Here is a 22,185-nt window from a genome sequence, read left to right on the forward strand (position 1 = left end):
GCCAGCGGCAGCTGCGACTCATATTGAAGTTCCCAGCTCACCTCGACAAGATGGGGTTATGGGATATAACGATTCACTAGCTGGCCTTGCTTCAGTTCAAAAAGCATTCGCCTTGCTGGACGTGGTGGCCGCGCATAACCGGGGTATGGCGGCCAAGGAGATCGCTGCAGAACTGCAGATGCCCTTGCCTACCGTTTATCGCCTGCTCAAGACCTTGACCCTGTCGGGCCACCTGGTCCACCTGCGCGATGAAGGGCTCTATGCCCTGGGCTACAAGCTTCACGCCCTGGATAACTCGCTGCGCCGGCAGGTAGGCACCCCGCCTTCGGTGGCGCGCTTGATCCGCGAATTGCATGTGCGGGCCGATGCCGCCGCCTACTACGCAGTGCACCGCGGAGAAGATATCGTGGTGGCCCACGTCGTTGAGTCGCCACTGCGCCCGCGCATCACCCCCATGGGCTTCGGGTTCAACAATGGTGCCCATGCCACCGCCTTCGGCAAAGTGCTGTTGGCGGCCATGGATGCCGAACGCTGCCACGCCTACCTGAACAAGCACGGCATGCCCGGGATGACCTCCGCGACCATCTGCGATCCGCAGGTCTTTGCCGCAGAACTGGACGCCGTACGCGAGACCGGCATTGCCATCGAACGCGAAGAATTCATCCGAGGCGCCTCCTGCATGGCCGCCCCGGTAACCACGGGCGCCGGGCAAGTCATCGGATCGGTGGCAGTTTCCATGGACCCGGCCGAATTCCAGACCCGCCACCGAGACGTCTCCGTCCTGCTGCGCGATGTGGCTTCGCGGGTGAGCCGCGCGCTGCGGGGCACCTCGATGCTAGGCGCAGCTTGCGCCGACTAACGAGGTGCCCGGACAGCCTACAACTTGGCCTGGGCCATTTGCTCGACGATGTACTCGGCCTGGCGGATGGCCAGCGCCACGATGGTCAAGGTCGGATTGGCCGCGGCTCCAGTGGTGAATTGCGAGCCATCGGAGATGAACAGATTCGCAACATCATGGGCCTGGCCGAAAGCGTTGACCACCCCGTCTTCAGGACGCTGGCTCATTCGCGCCGTACCGAGATTATGCGTCGACGGGTACGGGGGAGTGTGGTGCGTGGACCGCGCGCCCACTGCCTCGAAGAGCAGCGAACCCTGCTGGTAGCCGTGCGTTCGCATGGCGAGGTCATTGGAGTGGTCGTCAAAATGGACATTCGGCACCGGCAGGCCCAAGCGGTCGCTCACCGTGTTGTTCAGCGTGATTCGATTGCTTTCCTGCGGCATATCCTCACCGGTAATCCACATGCCCGCAGTGTTCAAGTAGTCGTCCAGCAGCGTAGTGAATTCCGGTCCCCAGCCGCCGGGCTCCACGAAGCTGGCGAGGAACGCCGGCCCCAACGCGATGGTTTCCATGTAATAGCCACCGCAGAATCCGCGATCCGGATCATGGCGGGATTCGTCGGCAATCAGCCCGGCCATCGTCTCGCCCCGGTGCATGTTCACCGGCTGGTCGAACTTGGCATAGACGCTGCCGGTGGTGTGGCGCATGTAGTTGCGGCCCAGCTGGCCCGAGGAGTTCGCCAATCCATCGGGGAACAGCGGCGAAGCTGACAGCATCAGCAAGCGAGGGGTTTCAATGGCGTTGCCGGCCACCGCCACGATGCGTGCTTTTTGGCGCTGCGGGTTCCCTTCGGAATCTATGTAGATGACTCCGTCCACCTTGCCGGCAGCAGTATGGGTAACTTGAACAGCATGCGATTCGGGACGCAAATCCAGCAGGCCGGTGCGCAGCGACTTCGGGATTTCCGAGACCATTGTGGACCATTTGGATTTGTTCTTGTCGCCCTGGAAGTTGAACCCATCCTGGATGGATGCTGGGCGGCCGTCGTAGGGTTCGGCATTGGTTGCGTAGGGCCCGGTGGCGTACTGGCGGTAACCCAGGCGCTGGGCCCCATTGGCAAAAACCTTGTAGTTGTTGTTGGCCGGCAGAGGGGGACGCCCGTGGCGGTGGGTGCTGCCCATCTTCTGCTCGGCACGGTCGTAGTACGGTGCCAAATCGTCCAGGGTGATGGGCCAGTCCAGCAGGTTGGCCCCGTCGACCCGGCCGTAGGTGCTGCGCGCCTTGAACTCATGTGCCTTGAATCGCGGGGTGGCCCCGGACCAGTGGGTGGTGGTGCCTCCGACCGCCTTGACGATCCAGGCCGGCAGATTGGGGAAGTCGCGGGCCACGCGCCATGACCCCGAGGTGGTCCGCGGATCCAGCCAAGCCATCTGGTTGAAGGCGGCCCATTCGTCCTGGTGGTAGTCCTCATTCTTCAGATACGGGCCGGCCTCCAGCATGACCACCTTGACGCCCTTGGAAACCAGCTCATGGGCCAAAGTTCCGCCGCCGGCGCCGGAGCCGATGACGACAACTACCGAGTCGTCGTCATGGTCGTGCACTGCCGATTGCTCTTCGGTGCTCATCGGGTTGTCCCTTCCTCGAGGATTCCTGAATCACCCAGGACGTTGTCCACGGGTTTGCTGCTGGTTTCCGGTGCGTAGGCTTTCACGGCGTAGGGAAGCGGGCCCTGGTCTTGTACGGGCTCTCCGCTTTCCTCGATGCGCGGTTCGGGCAACCAATTCAGATCATTGAAACCGCGGTTCACGTAGCCGCCCTTGGAGAAGGATTCGCCTTCGTAGCCCAGGGCCTGATGCACTTCGGGGTCATCGTAGAAATTGAGGACTACGGTGCGGCGGATGAAGGCGAAGAACTCCAGATCCGCGATGCGCTTGAGCACCGCCAGTGCACGGTCATCGGGAAGATCCAGGAAATGCTCTTCGCTGAGCGTATCCAGGGTCATCAAGCCCTGGGTCAAAGCCATGCGGAACCAGCTGGATTCGGCTGAAGCCTCGATGATTTTCTCTGTCATGCGCTCGTAGGGCCCATCCGGGAACTGCGGGTGCGGAAACGAAACCCGAATGATCCGGGTCAAGATCCGCCGAGCCTCATCCGAGAGCTCCAGGGCGTTGAGAGATGAATATTTTGCTGGGAACACCATTGTTGTCACCTCGATTATTAGACGGTTAGGTCAGTTCCTGCGCTGATTCTGCAGGGAAACCGGCAGTGAAGCCTTACTTGGATTATGTAGTGCACGTCACAGTGCTGCCAGCGTCGTTATCGGCTGGTGAGAATGGCCCGGCAACTCGCTCGGCGCCACGTTGCGGGCATTATCGCTCTGCGAGAACGAAGCTATCCCCGGAGCGAGCGCGGGCCCCAAGCTGGGCAGACTCGACGGGCCAAGGGGCCGCTTCAAAGTCCGAGCAGCATCTAACAGGAGGAATCACCATGGCAGGATCCACCGCAGGGGTCGCACTCATCACCGGAGCAGGACGAGGGATTGGAAGGGCCATCGCCGAGCGCCTGGCTGATGATGGGCAGGACATCATCGTTGCCGATGTCCCGGGAGCCCAGGAGAACGTGGATGAGGTCATCGCCGCCGTCCAGCAGCGCGGGCGCCGTGCGGTCGGGGTAGCCGGAGACGTGTCGAACCCCGAAGACGTGGAACGGATGATCAAGGAGGGTACCGAAGTCTTGGGCGACCTGACGGTGTTCGTGGCCAACGCCGGCATTGCGCAGGTTGACGAGATCCTGGACGTGAAACCCGAGGCGTTGGACCGCATGCTCGACGTGAACATCAAAGGCGTCTTCTATTCCTACCAGCTGGCGGCCAAGCGCTTCATTGAGCAGGGCAGCGGCGGGAAAATCATTGGCGCGGCATCCATCGTTGCTTTCCGTCCGTTTCCCATCCTCGCCTCGTATTCGGCCACCAAATGGGCGGTGCGAGGACTGACCCAAGCGGCCGCCATGGAGTTCGCCAAACACAACATCACCGTCAATTCCTATGCGCCGGGCGTGGTGGGAACCGCGATGTGGGATTTGATTGACGAGCGGCTCACGGCGCGTGAAGGAACCCCGAGGGGCAGTGCCCTGCAGGCGCAGGTGGACAACATTCTGGCTGGCCGTGTTTCCGAGCCGGAGGACGTCGCCAAGCTGGTGAGTTATTTGGCAGGGCCGGACTCGGACCACATGACTGGCCAGACTGTCTTGATCGATGGCGGCATCAACTTCTCCTGACGCATGGGCATTGACGAGGTTCGCCATGGAGCACTGTAGCTCCGCGGCGAACCTCTTCGCTGTTGGGTGAGCCGGCAGGCGGCCGGCTCAGTGCCCACCGCCCAGGCATTTGCGCATCTTCAAGCAAGCGGTAGTCAGCCCTTCGACGTCCGCATTCTTGGGAGCCGTGCCTGACGATGACGAAATTCTGCGGGTCTTCGGCCTAGTTGAACTGCGTGTCCAGGTCGTTGGAAGAAGCTAAGAGCAATACGCCAGTGAGCCACGCCCGTCAGGAACCGCCGAAGACGGTAGCGCCCGGAAATAGAGCTTCTCCTTCTTGGGCGCCATGCGCCGGACCAGCGTATTTCGCGGACTTAAAAGAAGCCAATGGATCTGAATCGAAGATGCAGGTTTGTTGAATCTCCGGCATAGCCGATCAGCTCGGCTGCCGGTAATCTTGTGAAATCTCTATGCAAGAGCAGGGGATTGGGCAAACAATTGTACGGTTCAACCAATTTGGCGCGCAGCATGCCGGATAATTGATGGAACACAGCAGGCCGGAGGAAGATACTCCGGTCGGAAGGGAATGATGGACGCTTCAGGCGACAGTAGATCTCATAGTTCCAACCCTCTGCCCGGAAGGCATGCCGGCCAGGCTCCGCAGGTCAGGGGGTGCATGTAATTGGAATGGATCTCGCTACTCATAGCGCTTCTCCTCATTCTCGGTTGCGGATTATTCGTTGCCGCTGAATTCGCGCTGATCACGGTAAACCGGAATCAGGTCAAGCAGGCCGCCGCGAACGGCGACCGCCGTGCCTCCGGTGTTCTCAAGGGCATGGAAACATTGTCCACCCAGCTTTCGGGCGCCCAGCTGGGCATCACGCTGACCAACCTCGGCATCGGCTTCCTCGCCGAGCCGGCCATCGCGGCCCTGGTCGTCGGGCCGCTGCAGGACTTCGGTCTCGACGAAACCCTGGCCCGCTCGGTCTCCATTGCCATTGCGCTGATCCTGGCCACCATCTTGACCATGGTCTTCGGCGAATTGGTTCCCAAGAACCTGGCCATTGCCAAGCCTTTCGAAACCGCCAAGGCCGTGGTGGGGTTCCAGCGCGGCTTCAGCGTCGTGACCAAGCCCCTCCTTTCATTCTTCAACGGCAACGCCAACTGGATTGTCCGCCGCTTCGGCATCGAGCCGCAAGAAGAGCTGGCCTCGACCCGTTCGGCCGAGGAACTGGTGGCCTTGGTGGGGCACTCGGCCCGCGAGGGACTGCTTCCCTCGGAAACTGCCGAAATGCTGCGCCGGACCGTGGCCTTCGGCAACCGCCGGGCCCATGATGTGATGACCGCCCGATCGCGGATGATCACCGTGACCGCCCAGGAGACGGTGCACGAAGTGCTGGAGCTTGCCGCGCGGACCGGGCATTCCCGCTTCCCGCTGGTGGACGAGGGCGGGCACCGCGTGCTGGGCATGGTGCACATCCGCGCCTTGCTCGCCATCCCCTACGCGCAGCGGCAGCAGTCCGCGGCCGGGGACAGTGCAGAAGATGCCTTCCTGGTCCCGGATACCATCGAGCTCGATGAGCTGATGGACCAGATGCGCAACGGCGGGCTGCAACTGGCGGTACTGATCGACGAGACCGGCGACGTCGCCGGGATGCTCACGCTGGAAGACCTCGTGGAGGAAATCGTCGGCGAAGTGCGCGACGAGCACGACCCGGAGGATTCCACCATCCAGGTGCTCTCCGGGAACTCCTGGCGGCTGGATGCGGCACTGCGGCCGGATGAGGCCAATGAGCTGCTGGGCTGCCAGATCCCCGAGGACTCGGACTACGAGACCTTGGCAGGACTGCTGACCGTGCAGCTGGGCAAGTTCGGCGAGGTGGGCGATGTCGTGCGCCTCGTGGTCCCGGGCGAGCCCGGTGGACCGCATAAGGAACTTGAATTCACCATCCACGCCACCGATGGGCAGCGGATCGCCAGTGTCGATGTGACGGTGTCCGAGCAGGCAGAAGGGGAGGACGCACGATGAGCGACCTTATGGGAATTCTGGTGACGGTCGCGCTGCTGGCAGCGAACTTCTACTTTGTCGGCGCCGAATTCGCGCTGATCTCCGCACGCCGGAGCATCATCGAGCCCAAGGCCATGGAAGGCAGCCGCAGCGCCAAGATGACGCTGTGGGCCATCGAGAACGTTTCGCTGGTCATGGCCGGTGCCCAGCTGGGCATCACCGTCTGCTCGCTGGCGCTGGGCTATGTCACCAAGCCGCTGGTGAAGTACGCGGTGGCCGGGCCCTTCGAAGCCATCGGCGTTCCGGCAGGCATGATCGACGCGCTGTCCTACGCGATTGCGCTGATCGCGGTGACCTACCTGCACGTGGTGCTTGCCGAGATGGTGCCCAAGAACATGGCGTTGGCCGGACCCGAGCGCATGGCGCTGATCCTGGGCCCGAGCATGGTCATCCTGGTCAAGGTGCTGCGCCCGGTGCTGTGGCTGATGAATGCCATGGGCAACCTGGTGCTGCGGATCTTCGGCGTCGTTCCGAAGAACGAAGTGGCCAGCACCTTTACCCGCGACGAGGTCTCTTCCATGGTGGCCGAATCCCGGGAGGGAGGCCTGCTCGATGCGCATGACGAGCAGCTGCTGCTGGGCGCCTTGCACTTCGATGCCCGGAGCATCGAGTCCGTGGCGATCAGCTTCGAGAAGGTGCAGACCTTGCCGGTAGATGCCACGATAGAGCAGATCGAGGCGGCGGCCGCGCACGGCTTCTCGCGCTTCCCGCTGGTGGACGCCGGCGGCACCCCGGTGGGCTATGTCCACGTCAAGGACGTGCTGGGCGCCGATGCGCAAGCCCGGACGCAGCCGCTGCAGCGCAGCGGCATCCGCGAGCTGCCGTCCTTCGGGCAGCAGCAAAGCGTGCGCACCGCGCTGCAGGAAATGCAGCTCTCCGGAGCCCATTTGGCCCTGGTGCGTGATGGCGAAACGGGCAAGGTCACCGGCATGGTGACCTTGGAAGACATGCTCGCAGAGCTGGTCGGCCAGATCAGGGACGAGCACCGCAGCGCAAGCTAGCCGCGCAAGCCGGACAATAAAGCACCGGGCAGGGGCTGGAGGCAGGATGGGACATCTCGGGCCTCCAGCCCTGCTCGTCCAGGGCATCACGGCGCCTTGGCATAGGGGGAATCCTGCGCGAGAGCACCAGCGCCGCCCCGAGCGGTGCGAAGCCCGTAGCCAGCAGCTATTCGACGTCGGACTGAACATGGCTGCCAGGAGAACGTGAACTATCCTTCCCACGCGGCCCAGAGCTGGGCATAGCGCCCACCGGCTGCCAGCAATTCCTCATGGCTGCCATCCTCAATGATCTGACCGTGCTCCATCACAATGATCCGGTGGGCCAAACGCGCTTGGGAAAGCCGGTGGGCAATCACCAAGGCGGTGCGCCCGGCAGCCAGCGCGGCGGCAGCCGCATCCAGCACCCGCGAATTGCTGGATCCGGACTCGGCCGTGGCCTCATCCATCACAATGATGCGCGGGTTGAGCAGTGCAATGCGGACCAACGCCAGGTGCTGTTGTTCGTGGGCCGTCAATTGATGCCCATCGGAGCCGAGCAGGGTATCAAGGCCTTCGGGCAGTGCATTAATCCAGCCAGCGTGACAGGTTTCCAACGCCTGCTGAATCCGGGCATCGGTGCACGGCGCCGTGGATCCCAGCAGCAAGTTCTCCCGGACGGTTCCCGCAAAGACATGGGTCTCCTGCGAAATTAATGCGATGTTGCGGCGCAGGGTCGCGGTGTCCAGGGCGGCCAGCGCGGTTCCATCCAACGCGGCGGTGCCTGAGCTCGGCTCGATGACGCCGGACAAGATCTTGGCTGCTGTGGATTTCCCGGCGCCGGTCGAACCGACCAAGGCGACGCACTGGCCATCGCGCAGATGCAGGTCGAGATTGCCCAGGACCTGCGGGCCGGTCTCAAAACGGTGGCTGACACCACTTAGAATCAGTCCCTCGGCAGGGGAAGAAGCTGAGGGAACCGCGGATCTGGCCAGCGGGGTGCGCCGAGCGGCCAGCAACACTCCGGTCACCCGGCGCAACGCGATCCCCGCTTCCTGGAGCATGTCGAACAAGGTGACCACCTCGGAGATCGGGTCGAACAGCCGATGGTAGAGCAGAGCCGCGGTGGTGACAGCGCCAACCGTCGCTGCATTGGCCTGGACCAGGAAGAACCCCGAGGTCAGCAGCGCGGCCATGGTGATGAATTCGGCCCGGTTGTTGCGTGCGAAGTAGCGGGTCAGCATGCGGAAAACCCGGTCCGCGACGTGGCGTGAATCGTCGCTTGCGTGTTCAAGGGCATCGATTTGCGTTTGCGCCCAGCCTTGCGAATGCAGCATAGCCCGGCCATGGAATGCGTTCAAGAAGGTATTGGTGCGTCGAGCGAGGATCTCGCGTTCTTCGCGGTAGAGCGGTGCGCTGCGTGGCAGGTACCAGCGCAGCGAGAGCAGGTACATCGGGACAGCGATCAGCCCGGTGAGCCCCAGCACCCAGTGCAGGGTGAACAGCCCTGGAACCGACAGCACCAGCAGCGTGCCGGCGGACAACAACGCGGGCAGCAGCCAGGCTACTGCCTGGGAGATCAGGCGCGAGTCATCCGAGACACGCGAGACAAGCTCGCCATCACCGGCGCGCTCCAGGATTCCCGACTCCAGGTGGAGCGCGTGCTCTACCGCGTCCTCGCGCAGCGTGGCCACCGTCGGCTCAGCAATGCGCGCGTACAGCACCCGGGCGTACCAGGTCAGCAGCGCGCCGCCGAGCAAGGAGGCGGCAATGGAGGCCAGGCACCACACCAGGGCGGAGCCCGGTGCGCCGGTGCCCAGCGCATCCACCAGGATGCCAATGGCAAACGGCGGGACCATGGCCGTTGCGGAGGCAGCCAGGGTGATCACGGATGCCCAGGTGATCAGCAGGCGGTGCGGGCGAAGCGTTCGCCGCAGTGCCCGCCAGGCCGCAGCGGCGCTGGCGGTCGGCAGGGCGGGAGCGGAGGGTTCTGCCCGGTCGTGAACAGCGCTCATCGGCCGACCACCTTTTCATAGGTCGTATTTTCTGCAAGTGCGCGGTGGGTGGAACGCGTGATGCTTCCATCGGCCGCGAGGAAAAGCACCTCATCTGCGGCATGCAGCAGGGTGGGGGATGTGCTCAGCACCAGCAAGGTGCCTGCCCCGGCTCCGTTGCTGGCGGCATGCGCGCGCAGCTGGACCAGGCCCTGGGCGATGTTCGCCTCGGTGACCGAATCCACTGCGCTGGTTGGATCGTGCAGCACGCGCGCCAACGGTCCGCCGGATAATGCGCGGGCCAGTGCGATGCGTTGACGCTGGCCGCCGGAAAGGTTATGTCCACGGCCCTGGACCTGGTGTTCGAGCCCATCGGGCAGCGTGCCCAGCAGCTCGTCGACGCCGCTGGCGCGCAGCAGCAGCTGCAGGGTCTGCGGGTCGGGCAGCGCTGCGTCGCCCACAATGTTTTCCTTCACGCTGCCCTCGATGAGGTGCGCCTGATGCGGGGCCATGCGCAGCAGCTGCGGCAGGTAGGCGGGATCGATCTGCGCGGCGTCGATTCCATCAACCAGCAGCCGCGCGGCAGCCGCCGCCGCTGTACCTTCGCGGACTGCCGCGGTGCCAGGATTTTCCGAGCCTTCGCTGAGCAGCTTGGCCAGCCGGTGGCGCATGCTGTCGTTGGCGCAGACCAGCACGGTGAACCTGCCGGGCACGAAAACCAGCGGGCGTTCGCCAAGCCCGGGCACATCCAAGGCAAGTGCTGCATCCGGCTCGGCTGCCGGACGCCGGGTTCCGGGTTGCCGCCCGCCGTCGGCCAGCAATGCGGCAACGCGATCCGCCGCGGCGATGGACCGGGTGCCGGCTTCCACCGTTGAGACCAGGATGCCCAGCGGCGTGGACAAGAACTGGGCCACGCCCAGCACACCCAGCAAGGTGCCGATGCCCATGGCTCCTTCAGCAACCTGCCAGGCGCCCAGGCTGGCGGCGGACAGCAGGACCAGCCCCGAGATCAATACCTGGGCGCCCTCGATCCGTCCGGTGGCCGAAGCGGAGGCCACCCCCGCGGTGGCGGCGCTGCGGCTGGCGGCACGGTAGCGCTCGGATGCCTGGTCCTGGCCGCCGATGCCACGCAGTACCTGGACTCCTGCCATGAGATCGGCGGCCGCCGCGCCGGATGCGGCGATATCGGACTGCAACCGGTCGCTGGCCCGGCTCAATCTGGGGGTCAGCCAGCGCAGGGCGGCCATGCCCAGTGGCGTGATGGCCAGCACCGCCAGGCCAACCCAGAGGTTGGCCCAGAGCAGGTATCCGGCGCAGACCAGCAGGCCCGCCAAGGCGCTGAAGCCCAGGGAAGCCTGGCGGATGATCGTCGCGGTGACGGTGGTGTCCACCGAGGTGATGGCAGCAATTTCCCCGGGCATCCGTGCGGTGGCAGGCCGATAGCCGGGGTCCATGACATGCTCGGCGATCCGGGTTCGCATCAGGTGCACCTGGCGGTTCATTCCGGAGTTGCCCAGCCGTGCACCCAACCGGTAGCCGAAGGACAGCATGAGGAAGCACAGGCCGAGGGCGGCGAGCCACACCAGCAGCAGCGGCAAGCTCTGCCCGGCGATGGCGTGGTCGATGGTGGCACCGACCAGCGCGGGGACAAGAGCTTCGCCCGCTGTCCAGCAGGAAAGGAGGGCGATGGCGCCGATGATGCGGCCGCGTTCGGCTCGCAGCATGCCGCGCAGCAGAGTGCGCCCGGTGAGCATAGATGAGGACATGCTACCCATAATATGCTATTAATTATTTTCGTAACTCACATAGGTTAGCCTATGCTCAGTGCCGATTTGTGGTGCGCTCCGTGGGACCTCGCAGTCCACGCACCCGGCGGCCGACCGTTTAAGGATCACCCGCATGACCCGCAAGATCACTCGCACTTTGTTGGCCCCAGCCGCGCTGCTTGCCGCCACGGCCTTGGCCCTGACCGGCTGCGGCCAGTCCTCCGAGGCCTCCCAGGCGCCATCGTCCCCAGCGGCCGAAGGAACCCCGCTGAAGACCGTGGACCCGCAAGGCCACGAAGTTTCGCTGGAGCAGCAACCCGCCGCAGCCCTGGGTTTCTACACCACCGACGTGGATATCCTGACCATCCTGGAGGTGCCGCTGGCCGCTGAACAGCCGATTCGCGGCGACTCCGGCTTCACTACCTTCCCGGACTACTTCGACCAAGAAGCCTTGGAGGGGGTCACCCCGTTCGCCAACTACCCGGAATTCAACTACGAGCGCGTCCTCGGCGCCGCCCCGGACTTCATCCTCAACGGCCTAGGGTATGACGCCGAGGTGCATGAGAAGCTCGCGGCCATTGCCCCGACCTACACGACCAACGCCTTTGACGGTCAAACGTGGCAGTCGCACTTCGAGCGGACCGCCAAGGACCTCGACCGGCAGGCCCAGTACGACCGGTGGCTGCAGGACTACCAGCAGGCGGGTGCCGAAGCCAAAACCGCCATCGATGAAGCAGGAAACGGCGACCTGACCGTCGCCACCCTGGGGTACTGGGATGGCAAGGTCAACGTCGACTGCTACGCCTACCTCGAATGCGGAGTCTTTGACACCATTGGCCTGGAGACCACCGAGTTGAGCCGCGAAAAAGGCCTGTCGCTGAGCTTGGAGGAACTGGACCGGCTCAAGGACGTGGACGCGGTGTGGATGTCCACCGGCGTTGGCGAGGATGCGAAGGCCGAGCTGGACAAGTCCATCGCCTCCATGGCCAAGTCGCCCTACTGGAAGGATCTGCCCTTTGTGAAGAATGAGCGGATCTACACCTACAACATGGAAATGGCCTACGGTTCGCCGTCGGGCGCCACAGCGTTCCTGCAGCAGGTCCGCAGCGACCTCGCCGGATAATCCAGACATGACCGCATCCGTCCGGCCCCGTCAAGTTTCCCGGCCGGACGGATACGGCCATTGCCTGCGCCTGAGCGCAGCTCAACCACCCCTCCTGCGTTCGCACTTCAAGCAGCCGACGCCCCCAGATTCAGGATCCTTTCATGGAAATTTTTGAAGCAACCGTGCAATCCACCCGCCTGCTCTCGCCTACGCTGAAGCGGCTGCGCTTCGCAGTGCAGGGCTTCACCAGCACGGGGGTCGGCGACGAATATGTTCGCCTGTTTTTCCCGCATACCGAGGACCGCAGCCTGCTGTGCCTTCCGGTAGCCGATGGGGATACCTGGCGCACGCCTCCGGGGCAGCCGGACGCGCCAATGCGCACCTACACCATCCGCGACTGCGGCGAGGGGTGGATCGATATCGATTTCGTGGTCCATGACGGAGGCATTGCCGCCGCGTGGGCACTGGCCGCCGAACCAGGAGACCGGATCGGATTGAACTCACCGACCGGGCTGTACGATTGCCCGCCGGAAGCAACCTCGCAGGTGCTGATCTGCGACCTGACCGGGCTGCCGGCCGCGGTACGGCTGGTGGAACTGACCGGTGAACAGGTGCGCACCGAGCTGGTGGTGGAGATCCCGGATGAGGCCTCGCGCCTGGACCTGTCGGGTTTGCCGAACCTGGGCGTGCAGTGGATTGTGGCCGGAAACGGCGTGGCCCCCAGCGTGTTGCCCAAGGTGGCACGCAAGGCGGTTGAGGCGGCGGCCGGATCGGAAACCCGCCCGTACGTCTGGGTGGCCGGGCAATCCGCTGCGCTGCGTGAGATCCGCAAGATGCTGCACCGGGAACTGCGGTGGCCAAGCACCCAATACAAGGTGATTGGCTACTGGGTCGAGCAAGCCGAGAAGTGGCGTGCCCAGTGGGATGCCTTGGATGCCGGTATAAAGGAGGCCCTTGATGCCCTCTGGGACAGCTTCGAAGACCACGACGAGGCATTGATCGCATACGAGTCCGAACTTGCACGCCTGGGGCTCTGAGCACGGTGGCAACCACACGGGATCCCGGGCTGTTGCTGGCCCCACCCGGCGCAGCACCACCGGGCAGCGCGGCCGGTACCGATGCGGACCAGCGGCACCGGGTGCTGGTGGGTTCACCGGGAGCCAAGCTGGTATGGCTTGCCGGCCTGATTGCCCTGTTGGCGTTCACGGTGCTGTGCTCGCTGGCCTTCGGCAGCCGCCAGATCGACCTGTCCGTGGCCTGGCAGACCATCACCAATCCCTCCTTCAATACCGATGAGGCGCAGGTCATCCGGCAGTTGCGGGTTCCACGTACGGTCCTGGGCGTTCTGGCCGGGGTCGCGTTGGGCGTAGCCGGGGCCCTGATCCAGGCGCTGACCCGCAACCCGCTGGCGGATCCAGGCATCCTGGGCGTCAACGCCGGAGCCCAATTCTCCTTGGTGATGGCAAGTTTTGCTTTCGGTTCGCTGAGTGTGCTCGGTGCCATCTGGTGGGCCTTGGGCGGTGCGCTCGCCGCAACCTTGGCGGTATACGGATTAACCCTCTCCAAGGGAGGACGCGCCGCCGACCCGTCGACCTTGGTGCTGGCTGGTGTGGCCTTCGGCGCGGTGCTGTCGGGGATCACCACCGCGCTGGTGCTGCTGCGTCCGCAGATTTTCGACATGATGCGGGTATACACCGCAGGAAATCTCAACGGCCACGAGCTTCCAGCAGTGCTGCTGATTGTCCCCTTCGTGGCAGTGGGCCTTGCCATCGCGCTGTGCTGCGCCGGGTCGCTGAATGCGATTGCCCTGGGGGATGCTCCGGCCAAGGCGCTGGGCGTGCGCATCGCCCCGGTGCGGATCGCGGTCATCGCCGCGGTGACATTGCTCTGCGGCGCGGCAACCGCGCTGGCAGGCCCGATTGGTTTCGTCGGACTCATGATTCCGCACGTGGTGCGCTGGCTGTTTGGCGTGCAACAGGGCTGGATCCTGATTTTCACCATCGTCCTGGCCCCTGTGCTGCTGCTTGGTTCCGACATCCTGGGCCGGGTGATCCTGCCCAATGCGGAGGTCTCGGCGGGAATCATCACCGCCTTTGCCGGTGCACCTGTGCTCTTGGCCTTGGCCCGGCGCAAGAACGCGAGTACCCTATGAACCTCAAGCCCCTGATCCCAGCACCGGCTGAGGCAGCCGGTGGGCGTGTGCAAGGGTGCCAGGTGCCAACCGGACGACGGGAAGTGCGGATCGGTCGTGGCCGTTGGAGTTGGCGGCTTGATCGCACCTCGCTGCTGGTGGGTACGGCCCTGGCCCTGTGCGGGCTGCTGGTTGGGCTCATATCCCTGGCCCTCGGGGATGTGCGTGTGCCGATGGACCAGGTGATTCCCGCGCTGCTGGGAAACTCCGAGCACCGTTATGAAGTGGTGGTCCGCGACTGGCGGCTGACCCGGGTGGTCCTGGCACTGGCATTCGGATTCGCCCTCGGAATCTCTGGTGCACTCTTCCAATCGTTGACCCGGAACCCCCTGGGCAGCCCGGACGTGATTGGCTTCAGTTCGGGGGCTTACACCGCGGCGCTGGCGCTGATGCTTTTCACCACCGCGAGTGCCGCACAGATTGCCGTGGGTTCCATTGCCGGAGGCCTGGCGGCCGCGGCATTGGTTTTCATGATCGCCAGCCGCAACGGGACCACAGGGTTCCGGCTCATTGTGGTCGGTATTGGCGTTGGCGCCATGCTGGCCTCGGCCAACACGTTCATGCTGTTGGCAGCTCAACGCCAGGTAGCCATGTCTGCAGCGGTATGGGGTGCTGGTTCGCTGAACTCGGTCGGCAATGCCGTAGTGGGTCCTTCGCTGCTGGGCATTGGCATTTTCGCGCTTGCCGCGGTTCTGCTGCAACGCCATGCCCGGATCCTGGAATGCGGAGATCCGCTGGCCATTTCGCTGGGCGTGAATGCCAAGCTGGTGCGCGCGTCGATGGTGGTTGTAGGAGTTGGCCTGGTGGCGGTGGCCACCGCGGCGGCTGGGCCGATCGCCTTCGTGGCCCTGGTGGCCCCGCAGATCTCGGCCCGGCTCAGCGGCCGTGCCGAGCTGGACCTCGTTCCGGCTGGATGCTTCGGAGCGTTGCTGCTGGTGTCGGCGGACACCGTGGCACGCATAGCTTTCATGCCGATCCAGCTGCCGGTCGGCATTGTGACCGTCTGCCTTGGCGGAGTGTATTTGATTTGGCTATTGATAAGGGAGAGTCGCGCATGAGCGCATTGGGAACCGAACCCGCTCAGCAGGCAGCCGACGCGGTAAGAGCGGGTATGGTGGCGCGGAAGCCAGCGCCTCGGCTTGAGGTGCAGGGGGTGCAGCTGGGATATGGCCGTGAGCCAGTCATCGATTGCCTCGATGCGTCCTTCGAAGCGGGCAAATTCACCGCGATCATCGGGCCCAACGGCTGCGGCAAGTCCACGCTGCTCAGCGCGCTGGCCAGGTTGCTGAAGCCCATGGCCGGCCGGGTGCTGCTGGATGGCAACCCCATCGCATCCTACAAGCCCAAGGCCTATGCACGGGAAGTGTCGCTGTTGAGCCAGCAAGCCATCGCTCCCTCGGGGATCACCGTTGCCCAGCTGGTAGCCCGCGGCCGCTTCCCGCATCAGAAGCTGCTGGCCCAGCATAGCGAGCAGGATGAAGCGGCGGTCCACGCTGCACTGGCCGCGACCGGAACCCTTCCCTTGGCCACCCGCCGGCTGGCCGAGCTTTCCGGCGGCCAGCGCCAGAGGGTCTGGGCGGCCACCACCTTGGCCCAGCAGGCACCCATTCTGCTGCTGGATGAGCCGACAACCTATCTGGATGTCGCCCATCAGGTGGAGCTGCTGGACCTGTTCGCCCGGCAACGCGATGCGGGAAAAACCGTGGTCGCGGTGCTGCACGACATCAATCAGGCAGTGCGATACGCCGACACCGTGGTGATGATGCGTGGCGGAAAGATACTGGCTTCCGGCGCACCAGAAGATGTCATTACGGCGCAGAGCCTTGGCGAGGCATTTGGCGTGCACTGCGAGATTCACCCCGATCCGGTGACATCCGGTCCGATGATGGTCGCCGTCCCCGGCAGGCTGCGTCACGAGTCCGCGCCGAAATCAGTCGATTGATAGCTCGGATCCGGGGTGGCCCACGGCGCAAGATGCTGCCATGGGCAAGAACCCGGTCGCTTGGTTGAGCCTTGGTGGGGGAGTTTAGAGACCATCCCATGAACCGGGCTGGATACAAGCCTCCTGACTGCTTGGGAACCGGTCCGGATAGCCGGGGCTCTTGGTGCGCAAATTTGGCTGACGGGGTAGTTCCCGCAGCCTTTTGTGCAGTGGTCAAGCGCCGCGGGCTGGCATCAGCTACCGGGATCGCCGAGCGGACTCGAAGGGCGAGTTCTTGCGCGAAAGCAGCAAGGTCAGCATTGCCCCGAGCAGCGCGAAGCCTGTGGTCAGCAACCAGGTGGCATTCCAGCCGCCGGTGATTGTGGCCATGGATGCCAGCAGCATCGGGCCGGTGAAGTTGCCGATGTTGAAGATCTGCTGGGTCAAGCCCATCGAGGCAGGGGCCGAACCGCCGGGCGGAGCCAGATCGACCACCACGCGGGTCATGGTGGTCGGGATGGCCGCTCCGGCCAGCGAGAAGAAGCCAACGCAGATCATCTGGATCCACAGCAACCCAGGCGGGTAGTCGAAGGCGAAGGTGCAAAACGATGCCAGGGACATCAGCGCGAAGCCGGCTAGCAGCAGCGTGCGCCCATTGGCGCCACGCTGGAGCAGCCCTCCGCAGAGGATCGCGCCCACCGCGTTCAGCCCGCCCACCACGGCAGAAGCCAAACCACCGGCCACCGGATCCAGGCCGAATTCCTCGTAGATGGTGGGCAGGAACCCCACTACTGCCATCCATTGCACCGTGTAGCAGCCGAAAATCAGGCCGCTGATCCACACGCGCGATGCCCGGGCGGTGATGGCGATGCGCCGGGCGGCCTCACGCAGGGCCGCCGATCCGGCGGGTTCATCCGCACCCACGAACTTGAGGATCAGCGGAATCGGCAGCAGGGTGATGAACGCGAGGATGCCCCACCACAGGTGCCATGACAGGTGCTGGAGCACCAGCGCCGTGGAGAAGACCCCGATGAAGGTGGCCATGCCCATGTAGGCGGCCCACCACCCCACGGCCATGTTCAGGTTCCGGATGGGGGCATGGAGGCGCACCAGCCCCGGCCCCATGACGGTCGCCATGATCACGCCCGCCCCTTCCAGGACGCGGGTGGCCAGCAGCAGCGGCGCGCTGGGGGACAAGGCGCCCAGTGCGCTGCCCAGCACCAGCAGCAGCAAGCCGAGGACCAGCGTTCGGCGCTGGGAGATGACTTCCGAAAGCAGGGAAACGGCCAGGCCGCCGGCCATGCCGGCTACCTGCACCACGCCCAGCAGCACGCCGGAGAAAATCAGCGAGAAGCCCAGTTCGTCCTGGATCACGGTCAGCGCGGGGGCGAGCTTCCAGATGTGCAGGCCGGCCATCACGCCGGAGGCTACGATGATGATCCAGGCCGCGTTGGTCCGCTGCTGGACCTGTTCCATTTTGGCTTGCACTGCCGCCGATGCCTCCTCGCATAGGACGCGCCAACTGGTGCTCGGCGCTACTGTCCACTTCGGATTGTGGCACGGGCCGGGCAGCGATCCGGCATTCGTGTCATTGAACGGGAATCCCTGCCGGCGGCACTCCGGGCTGGATCCACTAGCCCAGGGTGAATTCACGCGGCCGCAACCTGCGCGTCGTTGAGCTTACCCGTGGCCTCGCGGAAATCCAGGTCGGCGCGGTCCAGTCCTGCGGCAGATTGAACGAAGAAAATTCGATTTCCGTTTGAGCGTGTAGTGGGCTTCTTTAAAGCGCAAAACGCTTATTACGCATTAAGCGAACCGATACTGAGCGATCCAAGTTTGGACCAACGGGGGATTGGGCTGTGTCCTGAGGGCGTCGCGAAGTGGCGAACGTTAAACTGCAACGAGAGTTAACTTCCTCAACATCGTAAAGAAGTAAAAATAATGATCGCAAGAAGCATCGATCCCCGCTACCCGCATGAAGAGGAGTTAGCACCTGCCTATCGCGTTGATTTTTGGGAACAGGATGGCGCAAGCGACGAATGGCGACTTACTGAAGTCACAGATATTCACGAAGTAATTGACTGGGTTAATTCAAATTCGAGTGGGCGAGAAGCATCAATTTGTATTGAATACTCGCATTCGAGCGGGATAGAAAATACCACGGTGCTTCTTCGTCTAAGCGGCCCAGAACCAGCTTAATCAAGGACGCGTGAAGGATCTGGATTGTGCATTCGTCAAATGCTCGAAGCCGAGAATCACGCAACTTCAGAGATTCTACGCATGCTGACTTAACCGATTGGTTAAGGCGGTGTATTTTTGCCCAGTGCAGCGCCCCCAGGATCTGGGTCTGGCACATGCCAAACGACTTAGGGCACCTAAGTTGATAGCTTGCTCCGTCTCGCAGCGTCTGGTTACCGGGATTGGTCCGGAAGCCCATAATGCAAACACCTTGTGCACAGGCGGGTCTGACGTTCAGAAGCGAGCTGAGAGTTCGCCGATATTTCCCGGGCGTTGCATTGCAGCACGAGTCCTCGGAGTAGTTTGGAGGCCAACCCGGCCGATCAAGCTCAGGAGGAATGATGTTCCGGCACAGTTCGTCCCGCACCCGGCAAGTGAAGGCAGCAGCGGCTCTTGGATGCGTCTTCATGGCGACAGCCTGCTTCCCAGCGGTGCCGGTGGACCCCGAAGGAACCCTGGACACGGTTCGTTCCGGGACACTTCGGGCCGGAGTATCTCCTGCTTCGGATTTCGTGGAAATCCGGGATGGAGTACCCCAGGGCGCCGAACCAGCGCTCATAGAAGACTTTGCCCAGCATGCAGGTGCCGAAATCCAATGGACCATTGGTGGCGAAGAACAGCTAGTGAAGCAGGTGGAAGCAGGCCAGCTGGATTTGGTGGCGGGAGGCATCACCTCCAAGACGCCGTGGTCGGAAAAGGCTGGAGTCACTCGTCCCTACACGACCGCCATTGACGCCAAGGGCAAGGAAAGGAAAATAGTCCTGCTCGTGCCTCCAGGCGAAAATGCTTTCCTGTCCGAGCTGGAGTACTTCCTGGACCAGACGCAGGAGATGCCATGAAAAACGCTGCCGGAACGCACTTGCCTCCCGAGCAACGCGAACTCATGGCGCGCGCTGCGAAGCTCGAGTGGATCAGCATCGGATACACGGCGCTCACCATTACCTTGTGGCACTAGTGGTGGGAAATTCGCAGGCCATGCGCACAGCGTGGATCGAAGACATGCTCTCAGTCCTGCCGCAGCTGGCCTTTTTGGCATCACTGCAGTTCACCCGGAGGGCTCGTCGGCGCTCGCACCCCTACGGCTACCACCGGTCCATGGGAGCCGGGCATCTGGTCGCAGGAGTGGCGTTGCTGGTCGTCGGAGCGATGCTCGCGTACGAATCGGTATCGGCTCTGGTTAAACTGGAGCACCCGACCATCGGAACCATGAACCTGTTTGGCCATACGGTATGGCAAGGATGGATCATGATGGCGGTCATGGCGCTGATCGCGGCACCGGCCGTGGTGCTGGGACGGTTGAAAATCAAGATTGCCCAACCGCTGCACAATAAGCTGCTCTACGCCGACTCCAAGATGGCCAAGGCCGACTGGCAGACCAATGCTGCTTCGATCGTCGGTGTCGCCGGAATCGGCGTTGGATTGTGGTGGCTTGATTCCACCGCGGCGCTGGTGATCGCTGCCGGCATTCTCAAGGACGGCTGGGACAGCACGAAGTCCGCAACCTCGGATTTGCTGGATCGCCGTTCCAAAGGTGTCGACGGCACGGATCCGCACCCGCTGATCCCGGCCATGGAGGAACAGCTCCATGCCCTGGATTGGGTTCGCACTGCGGGATTGAGGGTCCGCGAACTCGGCCAGGTCCAGCACACGGAAGCGTTCATCGTTCCGGAATCCGATACCGTGACGCTTGCCCAATCCGAGGAAGCGCGGAAAGTGCTAGAGGGAACCGACTGGAAAGCGTATGACGTGGTGGTGACGATAGTTCCCGAGCTGCCTGAGTTCCTCAAGCAGGGCTGAAATTCGAGGTCTAGGCCCCCGCCTGGAGCGCAGTGGAAGCACGGCGATCCGGCGAGGAAAACCGGCGAGGCAGGGTGCTGGCGCTGGAGCTAGCAGCCCGCCTCGGCTGCCCCGCCGGACTAGCCGATATCGGTGGGTGACGTGGCTACTTGGCCAGGCCAGTCGTTGCGCACAAAGCAGGGAATCTCATGGATTGCCGCGCTATGGGACCAGAAAGCGACGCGAAAGGGCATCATTTTCTCCGTGTGCTGCCGGGAGCAGAGTTCGCTGATGGTGGTTCCAGCTGGCAAATGGGGAACTTTGGGAAACAGCGGGCTGGGTACCGTGATGTGCCATAGCTGCAGGTCATCGGTTTGGTCATCGTCAAGAACCATGAGTACAGCCCGGCCATGGACCGATACGAAGCCCATTACTTCATCTACTGGATCAGTGCGTTGCGCGAATACCACGGGCATGCCCTCCATCCAGCCGTACGCAGTGAGATGGGTTCTGGCCTCGGGGCAATGCAAAAGTTTTTCGACGCGGTGCATGGCGCGCATATTTAGTTCAGGCATGTTCATTTAATCCTCCGCTGATGGCAGCTCTCCGAAAGGTGACCGCCCACGAAGTTCTGCGGCATAAAGCCGCGGAATCCCCCGGGTTTCGCCTTTGGCGCTCGGTGTTCATCGTGGAGTGTTCTTCTGATAATACATCTTGTTTCCAACCGCCGAGCGGAGCCTTATGTGGACACATGCCCAATGTGGTGCAATTCGCAGGTTTTCAAGTGGGATGTCCCTGTGCAAGCAGTGGAGCAGAGATCCATTTAGCAGAACGAGATTGCCGGGTTAACTAGAGTCGAAGAATTGAATGAATAGCGAATGGGCACTTTCCTGTTTCGCCTCTTAAAGCTGTGGATCGACGTAATTCTGCACTCAATACCCAGAGCGTTTTGGACCGCGCAGGTCCCGGAAAAGCTTCAGATGCCTGAAGCGGCGCGTATCAACGAGCCGGTCAAGTGCTTGGAAGGAATATAACTGTAGGCTATATAACCCTCGTTGGTCTCGCTTGGCTTGAAATCTTTCGTTAGTCCGGCTCATGATCGAAGCGTTGCGTCTAGCCCGGTGTTGGTCTTGCTCTTCAGGACCGTGTCGGGTTGCTGGGTGCTGATCTTTGGCGTAAAAAGGTACGGTCGTTGCAATGCCTGATTGTTCAGGATGTTGCAACGACCGTTAGAACCCGTCGACCGCCTGCCCCGCTTTTGGGGTGATCGGCCTAAACGCGCTTAGCGTGCCTGGATGTCCGCAGCCTGAGGTCCCTTTGGACCGGATTCAAGCTTGTATTCGACCGATTGTCCTTCTTCAAGATTCTTGAATCCGAAACTCTGAATTGCGCTGTAATGCGCGAAAACGTCAGCGGATCCATCAGAAGGCTCAATGAAACCGAAGCCCTTTTCGGAGTTGAACCACTTTACAGTGCCAGTAGCCATGTGTATTCCTAAATCGTAATTCGCGATATGTCGCGATTTGAGCTTGTGCCACCGTAGCAGCACTGAAGCCATTATTTTTGTTGCATCCCGTGAAACTTAATCAAGCATGAATAGCTTGGAGAGCCAGAACATCGAATTCTGAGTTCTGGAGTAAGAATTCACTGGAGACGCATGTAATAGCGGTCGAAGAGGTTCTATAGAAACGCAGTTTCAAACCGACTGCCCCACCACGGAAGTGGGGACGAATATTTCAAGTGACGCGATTCGCTCTCATGGGAAAAGATACCGAGGAAACGCTTATTAAAAATCCAAGGGAGGAACAATAGGAATTTTCAATTTTCCTTATTGGCTCTAATATCTAGACTACCATGAGTAGCTCACTTAATCTCGCCGGTTTGCTGTGAGGGGAAGTCGAAGTCCTGCCCGGGACGCCGATTTCGTTGTTCTGTGCCTGCAGCAAAACCGTTATGGGATTCGGTATCCGGAGATCATTGGGCACTCGAAAGGATCCCGGGCCGATAGCCCGACCTTGTTCAGGTAGGTGATCACCTGTGCGTAGGATTCGCGGAC

General features: G+C 62.6%; 19 protein-coding genes. 12 read left to right on the plus strand and 7 right to left on the minus strand.

The window, feature by feature from the left end:
- Nucleotides 1-58 precede the first annotated feature (58 nt).
- Complete coding sequence (locus CQ012_RS12715) at nt 59-859, plus strand: IclR family transcriptional regulator (RefSeq protein ID WP_105662353.1); 801 nt, start codon at nt 59-61, stop codon at nt 857-859.
- Between the two features lie 17 nt (nt 860-876).
- On the opposite strand, the gene CQ012_RS12720 is transcribed toward CQ012_RS12715, so the two are convergent.
- Both CQ012_RS12720 and CQ012_RS12725 read right to left on the minus strand, forming a co-directional pair.
- Nucleotides 877-2,463 carry a GMC family oxidoreductase gene (locus CQ012_RS12720; protein ID WP_105662354.1) on the minus strand — a complete coding sequence of 529 codons (1,587 nt, stop codon included), beginning with the start codon at nt 2,461-2,463 and terminating at the stop codon, nt 877-879.
- Complete coding sequence (locus tag CQ012_RS12725; RefSeq protein WP_286134671.1) at nt 2,460-2,909, minus strand: gluconate 2-dehydrogenase subunit 3 family protein; 450 nt, start codon at nt 2,907-2,909, stop codon at nt 2,460-2,462. Before CQ012_RS12725 ends, CQ012_RS12720 begins: the two co-directional genes overlap by 4 nt.
- Nucleotides 2,910-3,325: 416 nt before the next feature.
- Between CQ012_RS12725 and CQ012_RS12730 the strand changes: the two genes are divergently transcribed.
- The 3 genes from CQ012_RS12730 to CQ012_RS12740 all read left to right on the plus strand — a co-directional run bounded on the left by CQ012_RS12730 (nt 3,326) and on the right by CQ012_RS12740 (nt 7,162).
- Nucleotides 3,326-4,114: an SDR family NAD(P)-dependent oxidoreductase gene (locus CQ012_RS12730; RefSeq protein WP_105662356.1), complete on the plus strand. Its 789-nt coding sequence runs from the start codon at nt 3,326-3,328 to the stop codon at nt 4,112-4,114.
- Between the two features lie 661 nt (nt 4,115-4,775).
- Nucleotides 4,776-6,122: a hemolysin family protein gene (locus CQ012_RS12735; protein WP_105662357.1), complete on the plus strand. Its 1,347-nt coding sequence runs from the start codon at nt 4,776-4,778 to the stop codon at nt 6,120-6,122.
- Complete coding sequence (locus CQ012_RS12740) at nt 6,119-7,162, plus strand: hemolysin family protein (protein WP_105662358.1); 1,044 nt, start codon at nt 6,119-6,121, stop codon at nt 7,160-7,162. Before CQ012_RS12735 ends, CQ012_RS12740 begins: the two co-directional genes overlap by 4 nt.
- A gap of 209 nt (nt 7,163-7,371) precedes the next feature.
- On the opposite strand, the gene CQ012_RS12745 is transcribed toward CQ012_RS12740, so the two are convergent.
- Nucleotides 7,372-9,153 carry an ABC transporter ATP-binding protein gene (locus CQ012_RS12745; RefSeq protein WP_105662359.1) on the minus strand — a complete coding sequence of 594 codons (1,782 nt, stop codon included), beginning with the start codon at nt 9,151-9,153 and terminating at the stop codon, nt 7,372-7,374.
- A complete protein-coding gene (locus CQ012_RS12750; protein WP_181149074.1) occupies nt 9,150-10,898 on the minus strand; it encodes an ABC transporter transmembrane domain-containing protein in 1,749 nt (582 codons plus the stop codon). Before CQ012_RS12750 ends, CQ012_RS12745 begins: the two co-directional genes overlap by 4 nt.
- A gap of 133 nt (nt 10,899-11,031) precedes the next feature.
- Between CQ012_RS12750 and CQ012_RS12755 the strand changes: the two genes are divergently transcribed.
- From CQ012_RS12755 to CQ012_RS12775, 5 genes are all read left to right on the plus strand, one after another.
- A complete protein-coding gene (locus CQ012_RS12755) occupies nt 11,032-12,021 on the plus strand; it encodes an ABC transporter substrate-binding protein (protein WP_105662361.1) in 990 nt (329 codons plus the stop codon).
- A 143-nt stretch (nt 12,022-12,164) separates the two neighbouring features.
- Nucleotides 12,165-13,040, plus strand: a complete 876-nt coding sequence (locus CQ012_RS12760; RefSeq protein WP_105658956.1) for a siderophore-interacting protein — start codon at nt 12,165-12,167, stop codon at nt 13,038-13,040.
- 5 nt (nt 13,041-13,045) lie between these two features.
- Nucleotides 13,046-14,155 (plus strand): FecCD family ABC transporter permease, encoded by a 1,110-nt coding sequence (locus CQ012_RS12765; protein WP_105662362.1) that lies wholly within the window; start codon nt 13,046-13,048, stop codon nt 14,153-14,155.
- A gap of 62 nt (nt 14,156-14,217) precedes the next feature.
- Nucleotides 14,218-15,252: a FecCD family ABC transporter permease gene (locus CQ012_RS12770; protein WP_286134672.1), complete on the plus strand. Its 1,035-nt coding sequence runs from the start codon at nt 14,218-14,220 to the stop codon at nt 15,250-15,252.
- Nucleotides 15,249-16,136 carry an ABC transporter ATP-binding protein gene (locus tag CQ012_RS12775; protein WP_286134397.1) on the plus strand — a complete coding sequence of 296 codons (888 nt, stop codon included), beginning with the start codon at nt 15,249-15,251 and terminating at the stop codon, nt 16,134-16,136. The genes CQ012_RS12770 and CQ012_RS12775 overlap by 4 nt, the downstream gene beginning before the upstream one ends.
- A 237-nt stretch (nt 16,137-16,373) precedes the next feature.
- On the opposite strand, the gene CQ012_RS12780 is transcribed toward CQ012_RS12775, so the two are convergent.
- On the minus strand, nt 16,374-17,603 hold the full coding sequence (locus CQ012_RS12780; protein ID WP_286134674.1) for an MFS transporter: 1,230 nt from the start codon (nt 17,601-17,603) through the stop codon (nt 16,374-16,376).
- Nucleotides 17,604-18,056: 453 nt separating this feature from the next.
- Here CQ012_RS12780 and CQ012_RS17485 point away from each other — a divergent pair, with 453 nt between their 5' ends.
- From CQ012_RS17485 to CQ012_RS12795, 3 genes are all read left to right on the plus strand, one after another.
- Nucleotides 18,057-18,314, plus strand: a complete 258-nt coding sequence (locus tag CQ012_RS17485) for a hypothetical protein (protein ID WP_146112340.1) — start codon at nt 18,057-18,059, stop codon at nt 18,312-18,314.
- A 446-nt stretch (nt 18,315-18,760) separates the two neighbouring features.
- Nucleotides 18,761-19,192, plus strand: coding sequence for a transporter substrate-binding domain-containing protein (locus tag CQ012_RS12790; RefSeq protein ID WP_105662383.1), 432 nt, complete (start codon nt 18,761-18,763; stop codon nt 19,190-19,192).
- Between the two features lie 106 nt (nt 19,193-19,298).
- Nucleotides 19,299-20,150 carry a cation diffusion facilitator family transporter gene (locus tag CQ012_RS12795; RefSeq protein ID WP_353616149.1) on the plus strand — a complete coding sequence of 284 codons (852 nt, stop codon included), beginning with the start codon at nt 19,299-19,301 and terminating at the stop codon, nt 20,148-20,150.
- Between the two features lie 119 nt (nt 20,151-20,269).
- Here CQ012_RS12795 and CQ012_RS12800 read toward each other — a convergent pair whose 3' ends face one another.
- Both CQ012_RS12800 and CQ012_RS12805 read right to left on the minus strand, forming a co-directional pair.
- Complete coding sequence (locus CQ012_RS12800; protein ID WP_105662366.1) at nt 20,270-20,710, minus strand: hypothetical protein; 441 nt, start codon at nt 20,708-20,710, stop codon at nt 20,270-20,272.
- Nucleotides 20,711-21,411: 701 nt separating this feature from the next.
- Nucleotides 21,412-21,615: a cold-shock protein gene (locus CQ012_RS12805; RefSeq protein ID WP_105658961.1), complete on the minus strand. Its 204-nt coding sequence runs from the start codon at nt 21,613-21,615 to the stop codon at nt 21,412-21,414.
- Between the last annotated feature and the right edge of the window lie 570 nt (nt 21,616-22,185).

Origin of the sequence: Arthrobacter sp. MYb214, from assembly GCF_002979865.1 — a bacterium.
Lineage (GTDB): Bacteria > Actinomycetota > Actinomycetes > Actinomycetales > Micrococcaceae > Glutamicibacter.

What these genes read in the sequence shown, in the direction of transcription:
- CQ012_RS12745 (WP_105662359.1), bottom strand. Translation starts at nt 9,153, where the DNA reads ATGAGCGCTGTTCACGACCGGGCAGAACCCTCCGCTCCCGCCCTGCCG.
- CQ012_RS12730 (WP_105662356.1), top strand. Translation starts at nt 3,326, where the DNA reads ATGGCAGGATCCACCGCAGGGGTCGCACTCATCACCGGAGCAGGACGA.
- CQ012_RS12720 (WP_105662354.1), bottom strand. Translation starts at nt 2,463, where the DNA reads ATGAGCACCGAAGAGCAATCGGCAGTGCACGACCATGACGACGACTCG.
- CQ012_RS12775 (WP_286134397.1), top strand. Translation starts at nt 15,249, where the DNA reads ATGAGCGCATTGGGAACCGAACCCGCTCAGCAGGCAGCCGACGCGGTA.
- CQ012_RS12755 (WP_105662361.1), top strand. Translation starts at nt 11,032, where the DNA reads ATGACCCGCAAGATCACTCGCACTTTGTTGGCCCCAGCCGCGCTGCTT.
- CQ012_RS12800 (WP_105662366.1), bottom strand. Translation starts at nt 20,710, where the DNA reads ATGAACATGCCTGAACTAAATATGCGCGCCATGCACCGCGTCGAAAAA.
- CQ012_RS12790 (WP_105662383.1), top strand. Translation starts at nt 18,761, where the DNA reads ATGGCGACAGCCTGCTTCCCAGCGGTGCCGGTGGACCCCGAAGGAACC.
- CQ012_RS12715 (WP_105662353.1), top strand. Translation starts at nt 59, where the DNA reads ATGGGATATAACGATTCACTAGCTGGCCTTGCTTCAGTTCAAAAAGCA.
- CQ012_RS12760 (WP_105658956.1), top strand. Translation starts at nt 12,165, where the DNA reads ATGGAAATTTTTGAAGCAACCGTGCAATCCACCCGCCTGCTCTCGCCT.
- CQ012_RS12740 (WP_105662358.1), top strand. Translation starts at nt 6,119, where the DNA reads ATGAGCGACCTTATGGGAATTCTGGTGACGGTCGCGCTGCTGGCAGCG.
- CQ012_RS17485 (WP_146112340.1), top strand. Translation starts at nt 18,057, where the DNA reads ATGATCGCAAGAAGCATCGATCCCCGCTACCCGCATGAAGAGGAGTTA.
- CQ012_RS12805 (WP_105658961.1), bottom strand. Translation starts at nt 21,615, where the DNA reads ATGGCTACTGGCACTGTAAAGTGGTTCAACTCCGAAAAGGGCTTCGGT.
- CQ012_RS12750 (WP_181149074.1), bottom strand. Translation starts at nt 10,898, where the DNA reads ATGTCCTCATCTATGCTCACCGGGCGCACTCTGCTGCGCGGCATGCTG.
- CQ012_RS12725 (WP_286134671.1), bottom strand. Translation starts at nt 2,909, where the DNA reads ATGACAGAGAAAATCATCGAGGCTTCAGCCGAATCCAGCTGGTTCCGC.